At 43.7% G+C, this 21,656-nt stretch carries 19 protein-coding genes and 1 other RNA gene; 8 read left to right on the top strand and 12 right to left on the bottom strand.

Going from position 1 to position 21,656, the window contains the following annotated elements:
* Positions 1-8 precede the first annotated feature (8 nt).
* Complete coding sequence (gene carA / locus FE785_RS04660) at positions 9-1,142, bottom strand: glutamine-hydrolyzing carbamoyl-phosphate synthase small subunit (protein ID WP_138564651.1); 1,134 nt, start codon at positions 1,140-1,142, stop codon at positions 9-11.
* Positions 1,143-1,529: 387 nt separating this feature from the next.
* The gene (locus FE785_RS04655) at positions 1,530-2,039 is read right to left on the bottom strand and encodes a C40 family peptidase (protein ID WP_168188911.1); all 510 of its coding nucleotides are present in this window, start codon (positions 2,037-2,039) and stop codon (positions 1,530-1,532) included.
* 195 nt (positions 2,040-2,234) lie between these two features.
* Between FE785_RS04655 and FE785_RS04650 the strand changes: the two genes are divergently transcribed.
* The gene (locus FE785_RS04650) at positions 2,235-3,275 is read left to right on the top strand and encodes a GGDEF domain-containing protein (protein ID WP_138564649.1); all 1,041 of its coding nucleotides are present in this window, start codon (positions 2,235-2,237) and stop codon (positions 3,273-3,275) included.
* Between the two features lie 70 nt (positions 3,276-3,345).
* Here the strand turns inward: FE785_RS04650 and dapB are convergent, their stop codons facing one another.
* From dapB to hrcA, 5 genes are all read right to left on the bottom strand, one after another.
* Entirely contained in the window at positions 3,346-4,146 is an 801-nt protein-coding gene (gene dapB / locus FE785_RS04645; RefSeq protein WP_138564648.1) for a 4-hydroxy-tetrahydrodipicolinate reductase, read from the bottom strand.
* 47 nt (positions 4,147-4,193) lie between these two features.
* Positions 4,194-5,360, bottom strand: coding sequence for a molecular chaperone DnaJ (gene dnaJ / locus FE785_RS04640; RefSeq protein ID WP_138564647.1), 1,167 nt, complete (start codon positions 5,358-5,360; stop codon positions 4,194-4,196).
* Positions 5,361-5,677: 317 nt separating this feature from the next.
* Positions 5,678-7,591 (bottom strand): molecular chaperone DnaK, encoded by a 1,914-nt coding sequence (dnaK, locus tag FE785_RS04635; protein ID WP_138564646.1) that lies wholly within the window; start codon positions 7,589-7,591, stop codon positions 5,678-5,680.
* Between the two features lie 234 nt (positions 7,592-7,825).
* Positions 7,826-8,386, bottom strand: coding sequence for a nucleotide exchange factor GrpE (gene grpE / locus FE785_RS04630; protein ID WP_138564645.1), 561 nt, complete (start codon positions 8,384-8,386; stop codon positions 7,826-7,828).
* Between the two features lie 136 nt (positions 8,387-8,522).
* Entirely contained in the window at positions 8,523-9,548 is a 1,026-nt protein-coding gene (hrcA, locus tag FE785_RS04625; RefSeq protein WP_138564644.1) for a heat-inducible transcriptional repressor HrcA, read from the bottom strand.
* A gap of 344 nt (positions 9,549-9,892) precedes the next feature.
* Here hrcA and FE785_RS04620 point away from each other — a divergent pair, with 344 nt between their 5' ends.
* Positions 9,893-10,771: an NAD(+) kinase gene (locus FE785_RS04620; RefSeq protein ID WP_138564643.1), complete on the top strand. Its 879-nt coding sequence runs from the start codon at positions 9,893-9,895 to the stop codon at positions 10,769-10,771.
* A 60-nt stretch (positions 10,772-10,831) separates the two neighbouring features.
* Entirely contained in the window at positions 10,832-12,502 is a 1,671-nt protein-coding gene (recN, locus tag FE785_RS04615) for a DNA repair protein RecN (protein WP_138564642.1), read from the top strand.
* 101 nt (positions 12,503-12,603) lie between these two features.
* Here recN and fur read toward each other — a convergent pair whose 3' ends face one another.
* A complete protein-coding gene (gene fur / locus FE785_RS04610) occupies positions 12,604-13,014 on the bottom strand; it encodes a ferric iron uptake transcriptional regulator (protein ID WP_138564641.1) in 411 nt (136 codons plus the stop codon).
* A gap of 257 nt (positions 13,015-13,271) precedes the next feature.
* Between fur and FE785_RS04605 the strand changes: the two genes are divergently transcribed.
* Positions 13,272-13,700 (top strand): outer membrane protein assembly factor BamE, encoded by a 429-nt coding sequence (locus FE785_RS04605; protein ID WP_138564640.1) that lies wholly within the window; start codon positions 13,272-13,274, stop codon positions 13,698-13,700.
* Between the two features lie 201 nt (positions 13,701-13,901).
* A complete protein-coding gene (locus tag FE785_RS04600) occupies positions 13,902-14,258 on the top strand; it encodes a truncated hemoglobin (protein ID WP_138564639.1) in 357 nt (118 codons plus the stop codon).
* A 135-nt stretch (positions 14,259-14,393) separates the two neighbouring features.
* Here the strand turns inward: FE785_RS04600 and FE785_RS04595 are convergent, their stop codons facing one another.
* Positions 14,394-14,711: an RnfH family protein gene (locus FE785_RS04595; protein WP_138564638.1), complete on the bottom strand. Its 318-nt coding sequence runs from the start codon at positions 14,709-14,711 to the stop codon at positions 14,394-14,396.
* A 28-nt stretch (positions 14,712-14,739) separates the two neighbouring features.
* The gene (locus FE785_RS04590; protein WP_138564637.1) at positions 14,740-15,171 is read right to left on the bottom strand and encodes a type II toxin-antitoxin system RatA family toxin; all 432 of its coding nucleotides are present in this window, start codon (positions 15,169-15,171) and stop codon (positions 14,740-14,742) included.
* 201 nt (positions 15,172-15,372) lie between these two features.
* Here FE785_RS04590 and FE785_RS04585 point away from each other — a divergent pair, with 201 nt between their 5' ends.
* The 3 genes from FE785_RS04585 (at position 15,373) to ssrA (ending at position 17,245) form a co-directional block, all read left to right on the top strand.
* Positions 15,373-16,116, top strand: coding sequence for a hypothetical protein (locus FE785_RS04585; protein WP_138564636.1), 744 nt, complete (start codon positions 15,373-15,375; stop codon positions 16,114-16,116).
* A 147-nt stretch (positions 16,117-16,263) separates the two neighbouring features.
* On the top strand, positions 16,264-16,740 hold the full coding sequence (gene smpB, locus FE785_RS04580; RefSeq protein ID WP_138564635.1) for an SsrA-binding protein SmpB: 477 nt from the start codon (positions 16,264-16,266) through the stop codon (positions 16,738-16,740).
* A 148-nt stretch (positions 16,741-16,888) separates the two neighbouring features.
* Positions 16,889-17,245: a transfer-messenger RNA gene (ssrA, locus tag FE785_RS04575) on the top strand.
* Between the two features lie 191 nt (positions 17,246-17,436).
* Here the strand turns inward: ssrA and FE785_RS04570 are convergent.
* Positions 17,437-20,595 carry a bifunctional diguanylate cyclase/phosphodiesterase gene (locus tag FE785_RS04570; RefSeq protein ID WP_138564634.1) on the bottom strand — a complete coding sequence of 1,053 codons (3,159 nt, stop codon included), beginning with the start codon at positions 20,593-20,595 and terminating at the stop codon, positions 17,437-17,439.
* A 10-nt stretch (positions 20,596-20,605) separates the two neighbouring features.
* On the bottom strand, positions 20,606-21,568 hold the full coding sequence (locus FE785_RS04565; RefSeq protein ID WP_138564633.1) for an ABC transporter substrate-binding protein: 963 nt from the start codon (positions 21,566-21,568) through the stop codon (positions 20,606-20,608).
* Between the last annotated feature and the right edge of the window lie 88 nt (positions 21,569-21,656).

Here is a 21,656-nt window from a genome sequence, read left to right as displayed (position 1 = left end):
TCCTATTATTAAGCTTTCTTGGCGCTTTTGATATTGTCGATAAACTGATCGAACAATGGCGCAACATCATGAGGACCTGGGCTCGCTTCTGGATGCCCCTGGAAGCTGAATGCCGATTTATCGGTACGTGAGATTCCCTGTAGGGAACCATCAAACAATGATTTATGAGTGGCTTTCAAAGTCGCTGGCAAGCTGGCTTCATCTACCGCAAAACCGTGGTTCTGAGAAGTAATCATGACCTGTTGAGATTCGCTATCCTGTACTGGATGGTTAGCACCGTGATGACCGAATTTCATTTTCACCGTTTTGGCACCGCTGGCCAAAGCCAATAACTGGTGCCCTAAACAGATACCGAACACAGGGATATCTGTTTCTAGAATTTCTTTAATTGCATTGATCGCATAATCACATGGTTCCGGATCACCCGGACCGTTTGATAAGAAAACACCATCAGGGTTCAGTGCGAGCACATCTTTAGCCGGCGTTTTCGCGGGTACAACCGTCAACTTACAACCACGATCGGCCAGCATGCGTAGGATATTACGTTTAACACCGTAATCGAATGCTACAACATGATAGGGCTGGTTTGCAGAGCAATCCTTGTGGCCTTGACCAAGCTGCCAAGAACCTTCTGTCCATTCATAGGTTTCCGCCGTGGTGACTTCCTTGGCAAGATCCATGCCTTTCAAACCGCTGAATGCTTTGGCTTTGGCTACTGCATCTTCTGCATCGATATTATCACCGGCAACAATCACACCGGATTGCGCCCCCTTGTCACGCAAGATTCGAGTCAACTTACGGGTATCGATATCGGCAATCGCAATCACACCCTGTTCGGTTAAATAATCCGGTAGCGTTTTCTGGGCGCGGAAGTTGCTCATCAGTGGAGGACAATCTTTTATGACCAGACCCTGAGCCATAATACGCGGCGATTCTTCATCTTCCTCATTAACACCAACATTACCGATATGCGGATAAGTTAATGTAACGATTTGTTTGAAGTACGAAGGGTCTGTCAGAATTTCCTGATAGCCTGTCAAAGAGGTATTAAATACTACCTCACCAACAGTTTCCCCTTGCGCACCCAGAGAGGTACCCCAAAATAATGTACCGTCTTCTAATGCTAGCAAAGCCTGTGTCATGTAATGTCCATCCAATGAATCTAGTATTAAGCAGTATGCTGGATCACAGCTAAGAGGCGATTTTTTTAAAGGGCGTATATAAAAAAACGGAGCCAGTCCCGTTAAAGAACTCACTCCGTTTTCCAATATGCTAAATGACCCGTGTCATCCCGCTAAAATCCCCGTTAATTGCCAATAACTGCTTAATTTCAGTCGCAAAAATTTAATACGCGGATTGTACTGTATTTCGCCAAGCGTGTCTATATTAAATGGCGCTTAAATTCAGGCAAATAGCGGATTTATTCGCGCTGGGCAATAAAGCCACTGATTAAACTACCCAAGAACCACAAGGTGACCAAAACAGTTTGGACAAGTTAAAACCAATGCGGTCGATAAGATACATCCCGTTTAGTTAAAATAGCGTCGTGCATGCAGATACGTTTTTTGCCAATAAGGATTGGACAGATATGAAATCGTCACTCCCTTGCTTGAAGACGCATGCATAAACTTTCCCTTCCCCAAATAAATACCATTGTGCAGAGTATTTCTCGATACCTTAAAAAAGACCACATCACCCACTTCCAGCTGGGTTTTGTCGACAGGCACCCCAAACTTGATCTGTGTTCTGGTAGTCCTGGGCAACATCAATCCCAAACGGTTGGCAAAGGTATTTTGCACATAGGCGGAACAGTCCACGCCGTGCAGACTTGTGCCGCCATACTGATATGGCGCGCCCCGCCATAGATCAAACTGTGCCAAAAGTTCATTTCGGACTTGCTGAGAATCTTGTAAATCAATACCAGTCGATTTCAATTGCAACGCAAATGATGCGCTTTCACTTCTCTCAGTGGTTGAACTACAGCCAATCAGGCTAACTAAAAGACTTAGCAACCATAGATGTCTTAATGCATTCGACAAATATATCACCATAAATTAATTTTAAACACCAAACCCAACATATAGCGTTTAGACCCGAATTTTTACCCGTTTTTTCACATTATTTAGATAAATGCCTATATCAAAACTTGCCTCGAATACTTTATAATATAAGCATTATGTAATTCTCATTCATCATCAGGATTACACTCTTTAAGCCTGAACAGAGGTTACCGCATGATTCAATACAGTCAGCCTGTAAACAAATCTCGTGATATCTATCAAAGCATCACTGAAAAATTCAGTCAAATCAAAATCAACCCGACACCGATTAACTACACAGTCTGGTACGAATATTTTCTTGGCAGCAATCTCGATTTGAATGCGGAAATCAATGACCTTCTCAGAAACAGTAAACACTTTCCTGACAGATTAGGCTTACGTCTATACGAACAGTATATTGAAAAAGACGAACCTCACGCGCAAACTCAATATGATGCGGCAGTGGCCTCTCATGTTCAACAAACTTCCCATCAAATGGACGTATTGAAACAGAACATGGCGCAACACTCGAAAACCATGCAAAGCTATGCCGACAACTTAACGGTACCTAACCTGCAAGGCAATGACATTGAAAACCTGGCGCAGAATATCCGCAGTGTTACAGAGCTGATGGAAAGCGACACCAATAAGATCTGTGATGACCTGCAAAGCAGTAGCCAACAGGTTAAGTTGTTGCGTAAACAGCTTGAACAAGCTCGTGCCGAAGCGCATACCGATGACTTGACTCAAGTGGGCAACCGTAAAGCCTTTAACAAGGCGCTACAATACTTAAGCATCGAGCAAAGCGAAACCGAACAGCCGTTATGCTTGATTATGACCGACATTGATCACTTTAAAAGCTTTAACGATACCTATGGCCATCCGGTTGGCGACAGTGTACTTCGCTACTTTGCCAAGATCATGACCCAAGAAGCAGAGGAAAATGAAACAGTTTGTCGCTATGGTGGCGAAGAGTTCGCCATTTTAATGAAAAACACCAGCATTGAACAAGCTACTCGGCGCGCAGAACAGATTCGTCAGAAAATCGCCAGCTGCCGTTTAACTTTAAAAGGTGAGAAAAAACCGATCAAGCCAATTACCGCTTCATTTGGTGTCGCCCTGTTTAAAGGAAAAATTGAATCGCTGGATGAATTTATCAACCGTGCCGATAAAAGCTTGTACCGCGCCAAAGAATTCGGTCGCAATCAAGTTGTCCATGAACAGATGATGACTTAACTGCGAGAATCATCGACCAATAAAAAAGGCGCCATAAAGCGCCTTTTTTTTGTTTTGAATAAGAAAAGCCTTAACGCAGATTCAATACATCCTGCATATCGAATAAGCCTTTGTCTTTGTCAGCGATCCAGTTACAAGAGCGCGCCGCGCCCATGGCAAAAGTCATACGGCTTGAGGCTTTATGAGTAATCTCGACACGCTCGCCTTCGGTAGCGAACAATACGGTATGATCACCGACAATATCTCCGGCACGCACCGTAGCAAAACCGATGGTATTCGGATCACGCGCACCGGTAATGCCTTCACGACCATAAACCGCACACTCTTTCAGATCGCGCCCCAGCGTTTCAGCGACCACCTCACCCATTCTCAAGGCTGTACCGGATGGCGCATCAACCTTATGGCGGTGGTGACCTTCAATGACTTCAATATCATAGTTTTCATTCAGCACTTCTGCCGCTTGCTTTAACAGCTTCAAACAAAGATTAACTCCGACACTGAAATTGGCCGCAAAAATCACCGCCGTGGTTTGCGCTGCATCTTTAATGGCTTGCAGACCCGCTTCATCAAAACCGGTAGTACCGATAACAATCTTCTTATTGTGTTCGGCACAAACCTTAAGGTTGTTAAGCGTGGTTTCCGGAGTAGTGAAATCGATTAACACATCAAAATCATCCACCACCGTTGCAATATCACCGACAATAGTGACACCAAGTTTTCCAAGGCCGGCTAGCTCACCGGCATCGGCACCGATCAAGGAACTGTCAGGGCGTTCAATCGCCGCGCTCACCGTTAAACCATTAGTTTGATTGACCGCATCCAATAAATTTTTTCCCATACGGCCTGAGGCACCGATGACTGCTACTCTCATTAATGAATTCCTTTAGTTGATCCTGGCAATAATAGATAAACGGAAATTTAATTCCAAGGCTCATCCTTGTTATTTTTGTCTTTTTTCGTATCGTCATCATCACCGGTAAAAAAAGCTTTTACCGAATCAAAAAAACTGTGCGATTTCGGGCTGTGCTGTTTATAGTGCTTGCCCTGCAGGCTTTGTTCAAACTCTTCCAACAACTCTTTTTGACGAGCGGTGAGTTTAACCGGTGTTTCGATATGAACCAGAACAATCATATCACCAACCATTGATGAACGAACCGACTTGACCCCTTTTCCGCTCATTTTAAAGCGCTGACCGGACTGAGTACCGGCCGGAATCTTCAAGCTGGCTTTACCGCCCAAGGTCGGCACATCTACCGAACCACCCAAAGCGGCCTTGGCAAAACTGATTGGCAGTTCACAATAAAGGTTATTACCGTCACGCTCAAAAATGGAATGCTGCTTGACGCGGATGCGGACATACAAATCACCACGTGGCGCACCTGGTTCACCGGCTTCCCCCTCGCCTTGCAGACGAATACGATCACCGGTATCGACACCGGCGGGAATTTTAACCGACAAGGTCTTATGGCTATGAGTATAGCCTTCGCCACGACATGACTTACAAGGTGTCTTAATCAGCTTACCGCTACCGTGACAACTTGGACAAGTACGGTTTACCGCAAAGAACCCTTGTTGCATCCGAACCTGACCGGCACCATGACAAGTTGGACAGGTTTCCACATCACTACCAGACTCTGCCCCTGTTCCATCACAGGCATCACAAACATCCTTGGTTGGAATACGGATATCGACCGTAGTACCGGCAACCGCATCTTCCAGCGAGATTTCCAGATCGTATTGCAGATCGGCACCCGGTTGCGGACCTCGACGACCACCAAAACCGCCGCCAAAGATATCGCCGAAGATATCACCAAAGGCATCGCCGAAACCGCCACCGCCAAATCCACCTCCGGATTGGCCGTCTAGACCTGCATGACCAAACTGATCGTATACCGAACGTTTTTGTGAATCCGAAAGAATTTCATAAGCTTCCGAAGCTTCTTTGAATTTGTTTTCCGCCTCAGCATCATCCGGGTTACGATCCGGGTGATATTTCATGGCCATTTTACGGTAGGCTTTTTTGATTTCCCCCTCGGAGGCGGTTTTGGCGACGCCTAAAATTTCATAGTAGCAAGCTTTACTCATTGAATTCTCATCTGTGCTTTATCGCGTTTACTTAATCTTAAAATCACTATTTAAAAAATCGCTTCACCAAGCAGTTTTTTAAATAGCCATTCAGCTTTTATCAATCAATTCTTACAAAGAAAAACGGGCAACCCTGTTTGGAATCGCCCGAATTATACCGAGTTTTAAAAACAACTTCTAAAACTCTTCTGATATGGACTTAAGAAGTTCTTTTATTTTTTGCGATAGCTTGCAGAATCAAGGCGGGAAATGTGAAGCTACAATGAGTAGCTGACCATTTCCCAACACAGAGGCTGCAAGACTAGCGCGTAAAATAATTACTTCTTGTCGTCGTTAACTTCTTCAAACTCCGCATCAACGATGTCATCGTCATCGTCTTTTGCTGAACTTTGCTGTTGCGCTTCTCCACCAGCCTGCTGCTGAGCTTGCGCTTTTTGAGCAATACCTTGGCTCGCTTCCATCAACTTCTGAACAGACTCGTCGATTGCCGCTTTGTCGTCGCCTTTGATTGCCTCTTCAACCGCTTTGATCGCTTCTTCAACCGGTGCTTTTTCTTCAGCTGTCACCGAGTCACCCGCATCTTTGATCATTTTGTTGGTTGCGTGAACCATACCATCAGCCTGGTTACGCGCTTCAACAAGTTCTTTCAGCTTAGCATCGGCTTCAGCGTTCGCTTCGGCATCCTTAACCATTGCTTCGATTTCTTCTTCAGATAGACCAGAAGATGCCTGGATAGTGATGTGCTGCTCTTTACCAGTGTTCTTATCTTTCGCAGAAACATTCAGGATACCGTTAGCATCGATATCGAAAGTTACTTCGATCTGCGGAGTACCACGTGGTGCCGCGGCGATTTCATCCAGGTTGAATTGACCTAGAGACTTGTTGCCGCTTGCCACTTCACGCTCACCTTGAAGAACGTGAATCGTTACCGCAGACTGGTTGTCTTCAGCCGTTGAGAACACCTGAGACTTACGAGTCGGGATCGTTGTGTTTTTCTCAATCAACTTAGTCATCACACCACCCATTGTCTCGATACCTAGAGACAAAGGTGTTACGTCAAGCAGAAGAACGTCGTTGACATCACCAGACAATACACCACCTTGAATCGCAGCACCCATCGCTACCGCTTCATCAGGGTTAACGTCTTTACGTGGCTCTTTACCGAAGAACTCTTTAACCGCCGCTTGAACCATAGGTACACGAGTCGAACCACCAACTAAGATAACGTCATCGATTTCAGATGCAGACAGCCCCGCATCTTTCAACGCCACCTTACAAGGTTCGATTGAACGCGTAACTAGATCGTCAATCAAAGATTCAAACTTGGCACGAGTGATCTTCATGTTCAAGTGCTTAGGACCTGTTGCATCCGCTGTGACGTAAGGCAGATTAATATCTGTCTGCTCACGAGATGACAATTCAATCTTCGCCTTCTCAGCCGCTTCACGCACACGCTGTAGTGCCAGTTTGTCTAGCTTTAGATCAACGTTCTGATCTTTTTTGAACTCTTCGGCGATGTATTCAACGATTACGTTATCGAAATCTTCACCACCTAGGAAAGTATCACCGTTAGTCGACAATACTTCGATCTGCTTTTCACCGTCTAGGTCAGCTACTTCGATAATAGAGATATCGAAAGTACCACCACCTAAATCGTAAACCGCGATCTTGCTGTCAGAAGTCACTTTATCCATACCGTAAGCCAACGCCGCCGCTGTCGGCTCGTTGATAATACGCTTAACTTCTAGACCAGCGATTTTACCGGCATCTTTAGTCGCCTGACGCTGCGCATCGTTGAAGTATGCAGGAACGGTGATAACCGCTTCTGTGACTTCGTGCCCCAGGTAATCTTCTGCAGTCTTCTTCATTTTCATCAAAGTACGCGCAGAAACTTCCTGTGGAGACAATTTTTTGTCTTTAACCGATACCCAAGCGTCACCGTTATCGGCAGCCACGATCGCATAAGGCACCATGTCTTTATCTTTTTGTACAACCGCGTCATCTGCACGACGACCGATCAAACGCTTGATTGCGAATAACGTGTTTTCAGGGTTAGTTACCGCCTGACGCTTGGCTGAATCACCAACCAGGATTTCGTCATCTGTGTAAGCAACGATAGATGGCGTGGTACGCGCACCTTCCGCGTTAGGAATAACTTTTACTTCTTTACCTTCCATGACCGAAACACAAGAGTTTGTTGTTCCTAAGTCAATACCAATAATCTTAGCCATTTGTCTAGTTCTCCAAAATTGCTAACGGACTTTCAAACAAGCGTTTGTGATGCTGACATACAATGCTGTCAAAGTCGTTTTAAAATTGATTAAATTCTTAATTATTTAAATGCTGTTTCTTATAAGTTGAATTCTTTATAAGGGTGCTATTTTGTCTTTCAAGTAAAATCCACATTTTTTTTGGATTTTTTTGCTTGGCAACGCTTTTAATCGACAAACAACAGCCCAATCAACTTACTGAGCCACTACCACGCGAGCGGCGCGAACCAGACGTTCATTCAAGGTATAACCTTTTTGGAAGGTTTCAATGACCGTATTCGATTCGTGGTCCGGTGATGGCACCATTGTCATGGCTTCATGCAATTGCGGATCAAACTTTTCACCGGTCGGGTTGACGCGCTCGACATTGAATTCCCCTAAAACATCCAATAGCTGCTTGAAAGTCATATCCAAACCTTCGCGGATACTATCGATACTGGCATCTTCCTTATTCGCCGCATCAATCCCCATCTCCATTGAATCCAATGCAGGAATCAAAGCATTGACGAATTTTTCCAATGCAAATTTATGTGCGCTTTCCACATCCATACGGGTACGGCGACGCAAGTTTTCCATATCCGCCTGCACACGCAACGCCATATCCTTATGCTTTTCCGCTTCAGCACGCGCTTCTTCCAACAACGCTTCTACATCATGTTCTACCGCTTCTTGAGCTTGCTCCAGCGTCTCTTCTTCCGGTTGTACCACCGCTTCGTTTTCATTGTTTACGGTTTCTTGATTTTTTGCTTCACTCATAAGGTTTCCCTATCTGTTTACTTCCTGACGGAATTTACAATAAATCCGCCACACTTAAATTAAAAACGGTTAATGGCTGACTCAAAATTTCAGCCGATGTAATACTTCTAATGCTGATTTTAGTGGTGATGATTGACTATTTTTTCAAGAGCGAACCTAAAATTTTCGCCGTCACATCAACATTTGGCACCACTTTTTCATAATTCATTCGGCTTGGCCCGACCACACCCAGAACGCCCAGAATCTCACCATCGGAAATATAAGGCGTGGTCACAATACTGCAATCCTGATAAATCGGATTACCACACTCGCCACCGACAAATACCTGAACACCTTGCGCTTGCATACTTTTATCAAGCAAATTGACCACTTCATTATGCTGGTCAAAAGCATTAAACAAAGCTTTGAGCTTTTCCGAGTCGGCAAGTTCCTTGTAATTCAATAAATTGGTTTTTCCCGACACCAGAAACGGCACTTTCTTCTCCAGCTGCTCTGTGAGGATAAAATCGGTGGCCTCAACAATCGATGACATAAACTCATTCGCAGTGGCGCGAATCTTATCCATGCGCGATACCAGCATGCCTTTGGCCTCGGACAAGGTTTTGCCCAGGCAATTCTCATTTAAGAAATTGGCGGTTTTTTGCAACTCATCAATCGACAAACCACCATCCAGTTCAATAATTCGGTTCTGTACATCCTGATCATTAAAAACCAATACCACCAAGACACGCTTGTCGCTCAGGGCAATAAAATCGATATGGCGTAATACTTCACGCTCCTTATTGGGCATCAAGACCAAACTGGTCAAACCGGTCAAATCCGATAACACTTTGGAGGCGTTTTCCAGCAGTTCATCCTGATTCAACCCCAATGTCAGCTCACTGCGAATACTCTCGACACGCTGATTAGACAAAGGCTTGTAGGTAAGAATCGAATCGAGAAACAGGCGATATCCCTGGTCTGTCGGTACTCGCCCCGCCGAAGTGTGCGGCGAATGAATCAACCCCATACGTTCCAAATCGGCCATGACATTGCGCACCGTGGCCGAGCTCAAGCCAATTTCCGGCAGTTTTGCCAAGGTGCTCGAACCAACCGGTTTACCGTCATTAAGGTATAACCCCATTAAGTTTTTAAACAACAACTGTGAACGGTCATTTAACATAGCAACACTCTGGCTTGTGGGTGGTTTGCGAATGACAGCCTGATTTGACTGCCATTCAATTCAATATGTCATGGAAAATACATAGTGCCGATTCAATTCATTTCAAGTCTAAATCAGCACTCTTACAATTAGAGTGCTAAATTATAGATAGGCTTTAGCGGCTTATTCAAGCGCTAAATTCGACAATCCTATGACTGGTTACAAATTTGTGACTGAAAATTATTTGTCAATTAAGCTGACAGCGAAATAATGGTTGCGTAAAATCGAGTTATTAAGCAAACTAATGGGTTAAATTTAACCACTTATTTTTGACGCAACGGCGCACCCAGAATACAGGCAGATCTATGTTTACACGCATCGGCATTTTTGGAAAATACTCCGGCATCGAGTCCTGGGAAAGTATCGACAAATTATTGCAACACCTTATCTCCAGCAATAAAACGGTTATGTTGGACGATGCTTCCTGTCATGATTTTCCGGTTGAGCGCTATGGCGTTGAAGTCATCGAACGTCAGCAATTGGCACAACAGATCGATCTGGCTGTTGTTGTCGGCGGTGACGGTACCTTTTTGGATGTGGCTCGCTCCATTGTTGATTCCGAAACACCCATTTTAGGGATCAACCTGGGGCGTCTCGGTTTTCTTGCCGACATCTCACCGAAAGAGATGCTGACCACGCTGGACGATATATTAGCCGGCAATTACGAGTGCGAAGAACGTAATTTGATTCATGTAAAAATCAGTAAAGACGAGAATGAACTATTCAATGAATTCGCCTTTAATGATGTGGTGATCCATAAAACCGATTCGCCACGCATGATCGAATTTGAAACCTTTGTCGACGGGCGTTTTCTTAATAGCCAGCGTTCAGACGGGATGATTATCAACACCCCTACCGGTTCGACCGCCTATGCGCTTTCCGCCGGCGGTCCTATTTTGGACCCGCGTCTCGATGTTATGAGTCTGGTTTCGATCAACCCTCATACCATGAGCACACGCCCTTATGTGGTCCCGGGAAACAGTGTGGTGGAAGTTCGACCACATGAAAACTGTGCCGGTAAAGCCCAAGTGATCTGTGACGGTCAGTTGTCGTTCCAAATCAGCCTCGGATACAGCACCACCGTCAAGCGTCACAAAAAGATGGTCAAAATGCTGCACCCTAAAGGCCATGATCATTTTGAACTGCTTCGAGCCAAGCTACACTGGGGCGACAAACTGTCTTAAGGACTACTTGAGGCCATTAAAGACCACTGAATTGAGAAATTTAACAAAGCGTATTCAAATATGTTGCAAGAACTGACGATTCAAAACCTCGCGCTCATCGAAAAATTAAACCTGTCCTTTGAAAGCGGTTTCACCACTCTTACCGGTGAAACCGGTGCCGGTAAATCGATTTTATTGGATGCTTTAGGACTCGCTTTAGGTGAGCGTGCAGACACCTCCCTGGTTCGTCACAACACACCTAAAGCCGATGTCACCGCGCAGTTCAATGTGAAGCAATTGGCTCAGGTTAAAGCTTGGCTGCAAGAGCATGATCTTGAAGATGACGATAGCTGTTATCTGCGCCGTACCGTTACCGCCGAAGGTCGCTCAAAAGCCTATATCAATGGTTACCCGGTTGCCGCCAATCAGCTGAAAACGTTAGGCAGCTTTCTTATCGACATTCACGGTCAACACGAACACCAGCGATTATTAACGGCAAACAATCAACTGGAACTGCTTGATGCTTATGCCAATCACAACGATTTATTGGCCAATACCCGACAAAGCTATCAAGCTTGGCAAGCCATTAAAAAAGAGCTGCAAACTCTGGAAGAAGCCCAAGCCGATTACCAGAGCAAATTGGAACTTTTAAGTTTCCAGCAAAACGAATTTGAACAGGTCAATCCACAGGCTGAAGAGTTTGAACAGCTTTCAGAGGAACAATCACAACTGTCTCACGCCAGCGAAATCAAACTTGCCTGCCAACAGGCCTACGATGCGATTGAAGGGGAAAACGGTTCCATCGATCAACTCAACCAAGCCATTCACAGCTTGGAAAGCATTATCCATTTCAGCCCAAAACTGGAATCGGTACTGGCGCAACTCCATAGCAGCTTGATTGAAGTGCAGGAAGCCGCCACTGAAATCCAACACCAAGCCGAACATATCGAACTCGACCCACAGCAGCTTGAATCGGTTGAAGAACGACTTTCATCCTTGTTTGCCTTAGCCAAAAAATACAACTTGGATGCCGACCAACTGGTGAAAAAGCATCAACAGATCAATGATGACCTAGCGCAATTACAACACTCGAGTGATTCTCTGGAAAGCCTGCAAATCGACTTGAACAATGCCTGGCAAGCCTTTCAAAAAGAGGCTAAAAAACTAAGCGATTCACGCCTTAAGGCGGCAAAAAAATTAGCTCATTTGGTGACCGAAGGCATGCAGAATCTAGGTATGCCGAATGGTCAATTTGCCATAGAATTGCACAACACTGAACAAGCGACCGCACTGGGAATTGATAAAGCCGTGTTTATGGTCACCGCTAACAAAGGTCAGCCATTGCAACCGCTTGCCAAAGTCGCCTCGGGTGGCGAATTATCACGAATCAGTCTGGCTATTCAAGTCGCCACCGCCGAAGTCGCCAGCCTGCCGACTTTGATTTTCGATGAGGTTGATGTCGGCATCGGTGGCGGTATTGCCGAAGTGGTCGGGCAAAAAATGCAGAACTTAGGCGAACACAAACAGGTATTATCGATCACCCACTTGGCGCAAGTCGCTTCTCATGGGCATCAACACCTGTTTATTGAAAAACAGACACAAAACGATTCGACGACAACTCAGGTCACGCAACTAAGTAACAGCCACCGCATTGAGGAGTTGGCGCGCATGCTCGGTGGATTGAAAGTCACCGAACAAACCCTTAACCATGCCAAAGAGATGCTTGAAGTCGCCCAGGGCAAAGTGGCTTAAACCAACAACTGCAAAGAAAAATCCAGAAAGCAAAAAGCCGGCAGAACTTGACGCAAACTGTAAGTTCTGCCGGCTTATTAATCGTCTTTTACAACGGTATGTTATTGTTCGCCGTTAAAGGTTCCGTAAATCACCAGACTGTGACCTGAAAGCTCATAGCCGTTTTCTTTAGCGATCTCTTTGATTCGTTCTTCAATCACCGGATCAACAAACTCTTTAACTCGACTGGTTTTCAAACATACCAAATGATCGTGGTTATCACCGGTATCCAATTCGAAAATCGAGATATTGTTTTCAAAGTTTAAGCGGCGCACAATGCCAGCTTGTTCAAACTGAGTTAAAACTCGATAAACTGTTGCCAAGCCGACCTCTTCTCCCTGGTCAAGCAGAATCTTATACACATCTTCAGCACTCAGATGGTGATCTTCTCCCTGAGTTTCCAAAATCTCTAAGATCTTCAGTCTTGGCAAAGTGACCTTAAGGCCGACTTTCTTTAACTCTTCTCCGCTCATAAATTCCTCTAACGCCCTAATTTATGCCGCTTGAAACAAGCTCTATCGTTAATTATTTTATTCTTGCCAGAAATGACCGGGGAATGGACACTTTAATGGAATCCATCAGCCCTTCAGCCAATCTCATTATACGAATTTTAGTGTGTATAATACCTTAAAACACTGATAACGAGAATTTAGATTCGTTTATCACTACACAAAATTTCCTAGACATATTACACTAGCTCGCTAAAAGAGCTTGTTAACTTGAGGAACCCATGGCGAAATTCACGCAATTGACTCGTTTTACCGCTAAATGCAAAACCACCTTGCGCACTCTATTTATTGGTGCATTTGTCACTGCTGGACTAGCCAGCCTAAGCGCATGTTCTTACCTTGAACCTTATAAAGCGCCAACCGTGCAAGGCAATATCATGACTCCGGAATCGGTCAACTTATTGCAAGTAGGCTTGACCCAAGGACAAGTTAGAGAACTACTCGGGCCCCCAATGGGGAGCAACCCGTTCAATCCGTTACACTGGGAATACATCTACTACAGCACCGCGGAAACCAAAAACAAAAAACGTGTGCGCAAACATCTTGTGCTGAATTTTGATCAGAATAAATTTCTCAGCAACTGGAAACAGCAAGATTTACAGGTTGAGCTAAAAGAAGATAAATCCTGGTTAGGTCTAGGTTGGTTTTAACAGTAATACTGCAAACCATCAAAAAACAAAAGCCCGCATCATGCGGGTTTTTTGTAGGCATTTTAGCGATCCCTTCGGCTGACAAACTGCCATATCCAACCAACTGGTTGAGGTCTACAATGAAATCGTCGGTACTCTGAGAATCCCTTTTTCAGCGTTACCGTTCACTTTCTACTTTGGCAATCTATAAAGGAGAAAGATATGACAACCTTGTATCAAAGATTGGGCGGCAAAGCAGTGATTAGGCAAATTGCGTCGGACGTTGTTGCTATTCATTATCAGCACCCTTATACCCATCACCGCTATTCGGCAAAACATATCCCGACAGTTGAAAGGGAAACCACCAACTTCTTTACCACCATTACCGGCGGCCCGCACTGTTTCAATAACAATACGCTGGCTCAAACGAAGCAGGATTTAGCCATGGAAGAGGCTGAATTCACCAGTATTTTAGACGATGTTCTGCTTGCATTAGAACGCAACCAGGTCGCGCAACGAGAACAAGAAGAAGTGCTTTATATGCTCTACCAGTTAAAACACAGCTTTACCTTGAATTAGTGCAAAGCTTTGGCCTGAAGTCACTGATAACCATTCAAGCTTGACTGGATTTAACTTCGATAAACAGAGATTAACGAGCTATTGAGACCGATGAAAAAATTCATAGCCTCAATAGCTTGTTAACAGGAGAGAGACTTATTTTTTAGATGCGTTTTCTTTCGATTGTTTTTCCGCTTGGCGTTCCTGCTCCACCTGTTTGCGGCGACGATCCTTTGGATCGGCTTTTAAAGGACGATACACCTCGATTCTATCGCCCTCTCTTAAAACCGTATCCGGCTTTTCCAAGCGACCGAAAATCCCCACCTTATCAATATTCAAATCAGGCAATTCATGCAGCAGTCGTGATTGCGCCAAGGCTTCGGCAATAGTAGTGCCGGGCGCGACTTTTTCAGTAAAAAGATACTGTTCATCCCTTAAAGCATAAGCGACTTCAATATTGATTTGCTCTGACATGATTCTCCCGACGTCCTATAACAATAAATTAAGCATACACCTGTTTGGCGCGTTCGCAAAAAGAGTCAACCAAGGTTGTCGTGATATTTTCGAATATCGGCCCAATGGCCGCATTTAACAAACCGCTATTAAGCTCGAACTCAATCTCAAACATTACCTTACAGGCATCAATATCCAGAGGTTTAAACACCCACTCGCCACGTAAATGCTTAAAAGGACCATCCACCAAATGCATCTCGATTCTTTCTGCCGGAACCAAATGGTTTTTGGTCTCAAACGTCTGCTTGATACCCGCTTTACTGATGGTCACCTGAGCCTGCATGGTCATAGAAGTTTGACTCACGACTTTTGCATTGCCACACCACGGCAAAAACTCCGGATAAGCGGCCACATCGTTTACCAAGTCATACATTTGTTGCGCCGAATAAGGTAGCAGTGCCGTTCTTGCGATTTTTTTCATAACTTAACTAAATTATCTGATTGCCTCAATAGGGCTGAACAATTTGAAACTAGCGGCATTATAACAAACCCGTTGATTCAACCGTTATTAAAGCAGCAAAGAGAGAATAAATTTAAGCGCTGCAAACCTATTGATTAACAATGTTAGAATGAATCAGCATTTGCACATGACTTGTAACCGGTGATCAAACAGGAAAAGAAAATGGCAGCTAACACTCATCAGACAAAATTTACCACTCCGTTCTGCTTTGGCTTATTGATCTCAGCCATATTGATTAGTGGTAACACCCTCGCCTTTGAGGAAAAGTTAATCGAAAACCCAGCCCACAAGCCATTAAAGAATACTTGGGTGGTTAATTATGAAGGCGATGATTTTAGCGAAAAACTCGATACCGCCAAGGTGTTGTTTATTCCCGCTGACTTCAGTCAAGAAGCGGCCTTTTTCTTGCGCTGCAACCCTTTCTTCACCAACTTCAGCATACAATACACCGAACAACAAAAAAACTTAATGGAAGACGGCGAACTGCCCAATGCCTCGTCAAAATATGCCAAACACGGCTATATCTATGACAGCAAACAAACATTAAAAGTCAAAAGCGAATCAAGCTCGGAGAGTTATCGTCTTTCCATTGGCGGACAAACCAACCACCTAAGCAAGCTGTTTAAAACGGAACTCAAACAAAGCGAAGGTTTGCTGGGAATGAGTGGATTCTTCTCTTTTACCTTTGAAGAGATGCCCAGCTTTAGACAAGCGACAACGAATGACGAGGCCAGGGATTTCTTTGAACAGCTGAATGAAGCGATCGCCAACCAAGAAAACCTGGATATCACTTTAATCAGCGATAACGGCCATAAGCGCCAATTCAACTTAGACACCCAACGTATGCTAAAAGCGGTACCGCAAAACGTGATGGAGTTTTGCCTGACCAAACGAAAAATCAAATAAAAGGCTCGACCTGTTATTTGCCTGAAACCGAGCGTTTAACAAAGCAATCCATAACGATATCTTTGCTATAATGCCTGCGCATTGAGCAATAACAGGCTAAAACAATCAAGTATCGTTTTATTTCAGTTTAGGATTTAGAAGAACACCATGGCAAAAAAGAAAAAAGGCGCAAACCCAAATTCTATTGCAGTCAATAAAAAAGCGCGTTTCGACTATTTTATCGAAGAGACTCTGGAAGCCGGACTAAGTCTTCAAGGCTGGGAAGTGAAAAGCCTGAGGGCCGGTAAAATACAGCTCGGCGAAAGCTATGTGATTTTCAAAGACGATCAAGCGTTTCTATTTGGCGCCTTGATTACTCCGTTGATTACCGCCTCAACTCATACCAATAACGACCCTTTACGTACTCGCCCATTGCTACTGCACCGCCGTGAAATCAATCGTCTGCGTGGTTTGGTCGATACTCAGGGAACCACCGTTATACCCCTAGAGCTATACTGGAAACAAGGTAAGGTCAAACTGGCCATCGGTCTCGCCAAAGGGAAAAAGCAGCACGATAAACGCGCCACCATCAAAGAACGCGACTGGAATCGTGACAAACAGCGCCTAATGAAAATGACGCGCTAAAAGCATCCCCGTCCTCAGGGCGAATTATTTCATCAATAATCGCACCCTGCCCTTGAATTTTACTGACTTAGCCCCAATAATACCCACTGAATTAAACGTTCTTTAAAAGTCTGGTTTGTATATCTTTGCAAACAAACTTTTCCTATTCGGGGCTGCACTGGTTTCGACGGGGAGTACAAAGTTTAAAATGCATGTCGTGCCTGAATGATGCACGTAAATCTTTATTTCATTTTGTTATAGTTGCAAACGACGATAACTACGCTCTAGCGGCTTAATCCCGCTGGTGCAGCCTAGGAAAGCTGTCTGTGGCCCCTAACGCTGTATCATATCTCACAGAACCGTGTCCGCTGCGTGTTTGGGTAGTTGGCATTAAACTTTACAAACTCGCCTAATGTGATCCCTGCTGGTCGGGCAGCATTCAGGTTAAATTAATAGACCAAATAAACATGTAGATTTTTAGATGGAGGCTCCGCGGACGGGGGTTCGACTCCTCCCAGCTCCACCAAATTTTCAATAATTCAGCAATAAAATGTGAAACAGACTCTGCCATTTTTTTTCAACCGGCCGTTTTCTTGGTTGTAATATCTTCAATCTGAAGATCAATTTACTTAACAACTTGCATGACTAACCAATGTAAAAAGAGTTAACGACGTTCTTGTAAACCGTCTCAATTTACTGCAAAAAACATTGCACAAATCAGATATTAAACCAAAGTTTTTCCGGCGGAACAGGGTGACCGTATAAATAGCCTTGAGCCTGATCACACCCTTTACTATTTAAAAGCTCTGCCTGTTCTTCAGACTCTACACCCTCGGCTATTACATTCATCTGCATGGCTTTTCCTAAAGCTATAACAGACTGCACAATCGCCAAATCGTTTTCATCCTCCAAAATGTCGCGGACAAACGACTGATCTATCTTAAGCTTGTCTATAGGCAACCTTTTCAGGTAACTTAAAGAAGAATAACCGGTACCAAAGTCGTCAATAGCGATTTTGATACCCATTTTTCTGAAAACATTGAGCTTTTCAATTGCCTCCTCTGCGTTGCGCATTACAAACCCCTCAGTAACCTCAATCTCAAGAAGCTCCGCTGGAAATCTGGTTTGTTCAAGAACATCAATAAGTCGTGCCACACAGTCATGGTGCTGCAATTGGGGGCCAGCAACATTTACAGAAATACGCCCAAAATCAATACCTCTATCAAGCCATTCCCTGCCTTGTTTACACGCATTAAACAACACCCAATAGCCTATTTGCCGAATAATTCCTGTCTGCTCCGCAATTGGGATAAAGCGTGCTGGGGAGATCAAACCTTGATCAGGATGAAACCATCTTAACAACACCTCCATACCTACGTATTCATTATTATGTAAGTCGATTTGAGGCTGGAAAAACAATCTTAATTCTTCACGCTCTATAGCCCCACGTAAAGCATTTTCGATAAACATGTGCTCAAATGCGATATTGGTTAAATCTTCTGTATAGAACTGATACATATTTCGGCCAGCATCTTTTGCACGGTACATTGCCGCATCGGCATTTTTCATCAATTGACTACTATCTGCTCCATCATCAGGATAAAAAGCGATACCTACACTGGCTGTAATTCGAATTTCGTTACCTGAAAGCTCAAATGGCGAACTGATTTCCGACATAATTTTATTAGTAATATTAACGAGGCTTTCCGCTCCTGAAACATCCTCCAGTATAATGACAAACTCATCACCACCGATGCGCGACACCGTGTCCTCAGAACGCACCAAACCGATCAACCTTGAAGCCAACTCTCGAAGTAATTCATCGCCAACAGAGTGCCCCATGCTGTCGTTAATATACTTGAAACGGTCAACATCAATAAACATCACAGCAAGCTTTCGTTTATTACGAGAAGCGTGATTGATACTGTGACCTAACCTTGCGTCAAGCAACAGTCTGTTGGGCAGCTCTGTCAAGGGATCATGATGTGCTAAAAATCGGATTTTTCGTTCTGACTCTTTTATATTCGTAATATCAGAAAATACACCGACAAAACCTTTTAGACTCCCTAATTCATCAAGTACGCTGCTGATAGTAAGAAGCTCTGGATAAACTTCACCGTTACAGCGTCTATTCCAAATTTCGCCGCTCCAATGGCCACTCTTCTTTAAAACCTCCCACATTGACTGATAGAAAGCTCGATCATGATGGCCAGAACTTAGAATTTTTGGGTTTTTTCCGATTACCTCTTCTTTGCTGTACCCGGTGATATTGATGAAGGCATTATTAACATCCTTGATCAGGCAGTTTTCATCAGTAAGCATTACGCCTTCACCAGAGCTGTGGAATACTTCAGCAATATCACGCAGCTTGTCTTCGACTTTTTTTCGTTCAGTAATGTCATTTGCTACGGCATATATTATGTTGTCTTCTTTAGATATCGTCGAGGTCCAAATAAAAGTATGGTAATTGCCTTCTTTATCTCTGTATCGATTCTCAAATTCATAAGTCGATTCACCCAGTATGACGTTCTGGTGCTCGGTTGCAGTATTTTCCCTGTCATCCGGGTGTACAAAATTTATAAAAGGCTTCCCCTCCATCTCATCAACGCTGTAACCCAAGACCCGTTCCCAAGCGGGGTTTACACGTTGAATCCTACCATCCATGGTAGCAATCATATTTAGCGACATTCTTTGATTGAAAAAGCTATTGACCGCGCGTTCAGCCTCAGTTCTTTGTTTTTCAAGCTGCTTTAATTCCGTAATATCTTGTTTTATGCCAATAAAACTAAATATCTCGCCATTCTTATCGCGAACAGGGCTAATGGTTGCATACTCGATAAATTTATCACCATTTTTTCTCTGATTTATTAATTCACCTTTCCAGACATCACCTCTCATCAGGGTTTGCCACATTTCATCATAAGTTTCTTGGGGAGTTTCGCCACTTTGAAGAATACGCGGGTTTCGCCCCACAACTTCTTCTGCCAAATATCCTGTATTTCGCGTGAAAGCCGCATTCACAAACTCAATCTTTGCATCTAAGTTGGTTACGATAATACTGTCCCAACCTTGTTCAACAGCCATTGAAAGACGTTGGAGTTTACGCTCGTTAAGAGAACGTTCAATAGACATCGATTCAAGCGCCCGAGCTAATAAACCAATTTCATCAGCGGTTTTGAAAGGGATGTTTTCAACAACGTCTCCATTACTCATCATTTCTACCGCATTGGAGAGGTGTTTTAACGGTTGAGTAAGCCTGTTGTGTAAATAAAGCCAAAGCATTAAACTGACAAACAGCATTATTAAAATCAAACCAAACAATTCATTTGAATGATCCAAAAATGCCTGAATTCCCTGATCCAAAAGTACATATTCAATGACCAAAACATATCTTTCTTTGTCTAACAAATTGCCTTTTGGAGCAATCAAGGGCACATAGACTATGAACTTTTCATACTGATCAAGAAAAACATATTCACTGACTCCACTTCGAGCAACTTTTTCAATGGTGGAAGTGCTTCCACCAATAAGAATATCACCGAGACATCTTCCCAAATCGTAAGAGTGAGGCGTGAATAATAATTTACATTTTTTGTCAGTGATTGAGATATTACTAAAATGAGGGTTTACAGAGAGTTCAGACAACACCTGATTGACATATTTATGACCGCCGTGTCTAAGCATTCGGTTTAGAGTGCCCTGTAAAAGGGTTCCCGTGGTCACCAATTCACTATAGGCTTTATCTCTTGATTCAGAACGCAAATCATCCACAAAGACATAAGTAAACAAAGCCATAAGAGATATGGTTAAGATCAATACTGCTAGAGTTATGCGATTACGAATACTCTTCAGAAACCAAAGAGGTTTTTGCTGCATATTATTATTCCTACTCACACCTGCCTAGCTCAACCCGATTGTTGATCATGCCTGATTCGATAAGATAGTCACTCATTTTCTCAATAGAGTCACTTAATTGACTGTCAAGTATCACTTTATTTTCTTCAACAGAGACCAAGTGAATCCCTTGCAAAGCGTTGTCAAATTGTTCACTGTCCATGCCTGTATTACTTCTAATTAAATTCAATGAACTAGGTTTTTTTTGCAGCACATGCTCCATCCCATAAGCCCACATGACTTCAATGAAACTGATATATTGATTACGATTACTTTTCCATGAATCCTTGAGCACTGCGAAAACATCTATAATTTCTTTTTCGATATGTCGGCTGGAAAAAGAAACTTCCCCCCCAGCATCAACTAGCTTAGTCAAAAAAGGTTCGAAACTGATAATTGCGTCCACTTGCCCCTTCTCAAACATCATGACATGATCAACTGGTTCGACAAGGACAGGTTCGATATCGTCCCATGACAGCCCTAGATGCTCGACTGCTCGTCTCAACATATAACCTCCAAGAGCACTAGACTCATGGCCAATTCTTATTTTACCGTTATGATTGTTCTCAAAAAGACCCTGCTTGGAAACCATTGCGTCACCACCAGATGAGTAATCAACCACCTGAGCAATACATAGCTCCATGTCAGTCTCGTCGATAAATCGAATCGCCTCATCCAGAGTCAGCAGGGCTCCATCCAACATACCATTAGACATCAGTCGCATTACCGAAGTGGTAGAATTGAGTGAGGTGATATTAAAGTTGCTTCTTAACGCCTGAATTTCACTCTCAGGTTCCGGAGCATCGATATTTTGAGCTGTTCTCAGAAAGGCATTCGCGACATAATATGGCTGATAACCCAGCCAGTTATTTCCAGCGATATTTATTGTCTGTTCTGTTTTCGAACAAGAACTAACAGTCAACGCTATTAAAATAATTCCAAATACATATCTCACTATATTGACCCCCTTCTTTTGGAAGGTAGAAATAAACGATTGGCTTTCATTAAACCATTTTTTCTTAAAATGTGTGATAAAACCGTTA

This window comes from Thiomicrorhabdus sediminis (assembly GCF_005885815.1).
GTDB classification, from domain to species: Bacteria; Pseudomonadota; Gammaproteobacteria; order Thiomicrospirales; family Thiomicrospiraceae; genus Thiomicrorhabdus; species Thiomicrorhabdus sediminis.
Note: the sequence above shows the minus strand (reverse complement) of the source record. Positions and strands in the feature narration are given on the sequence as shown.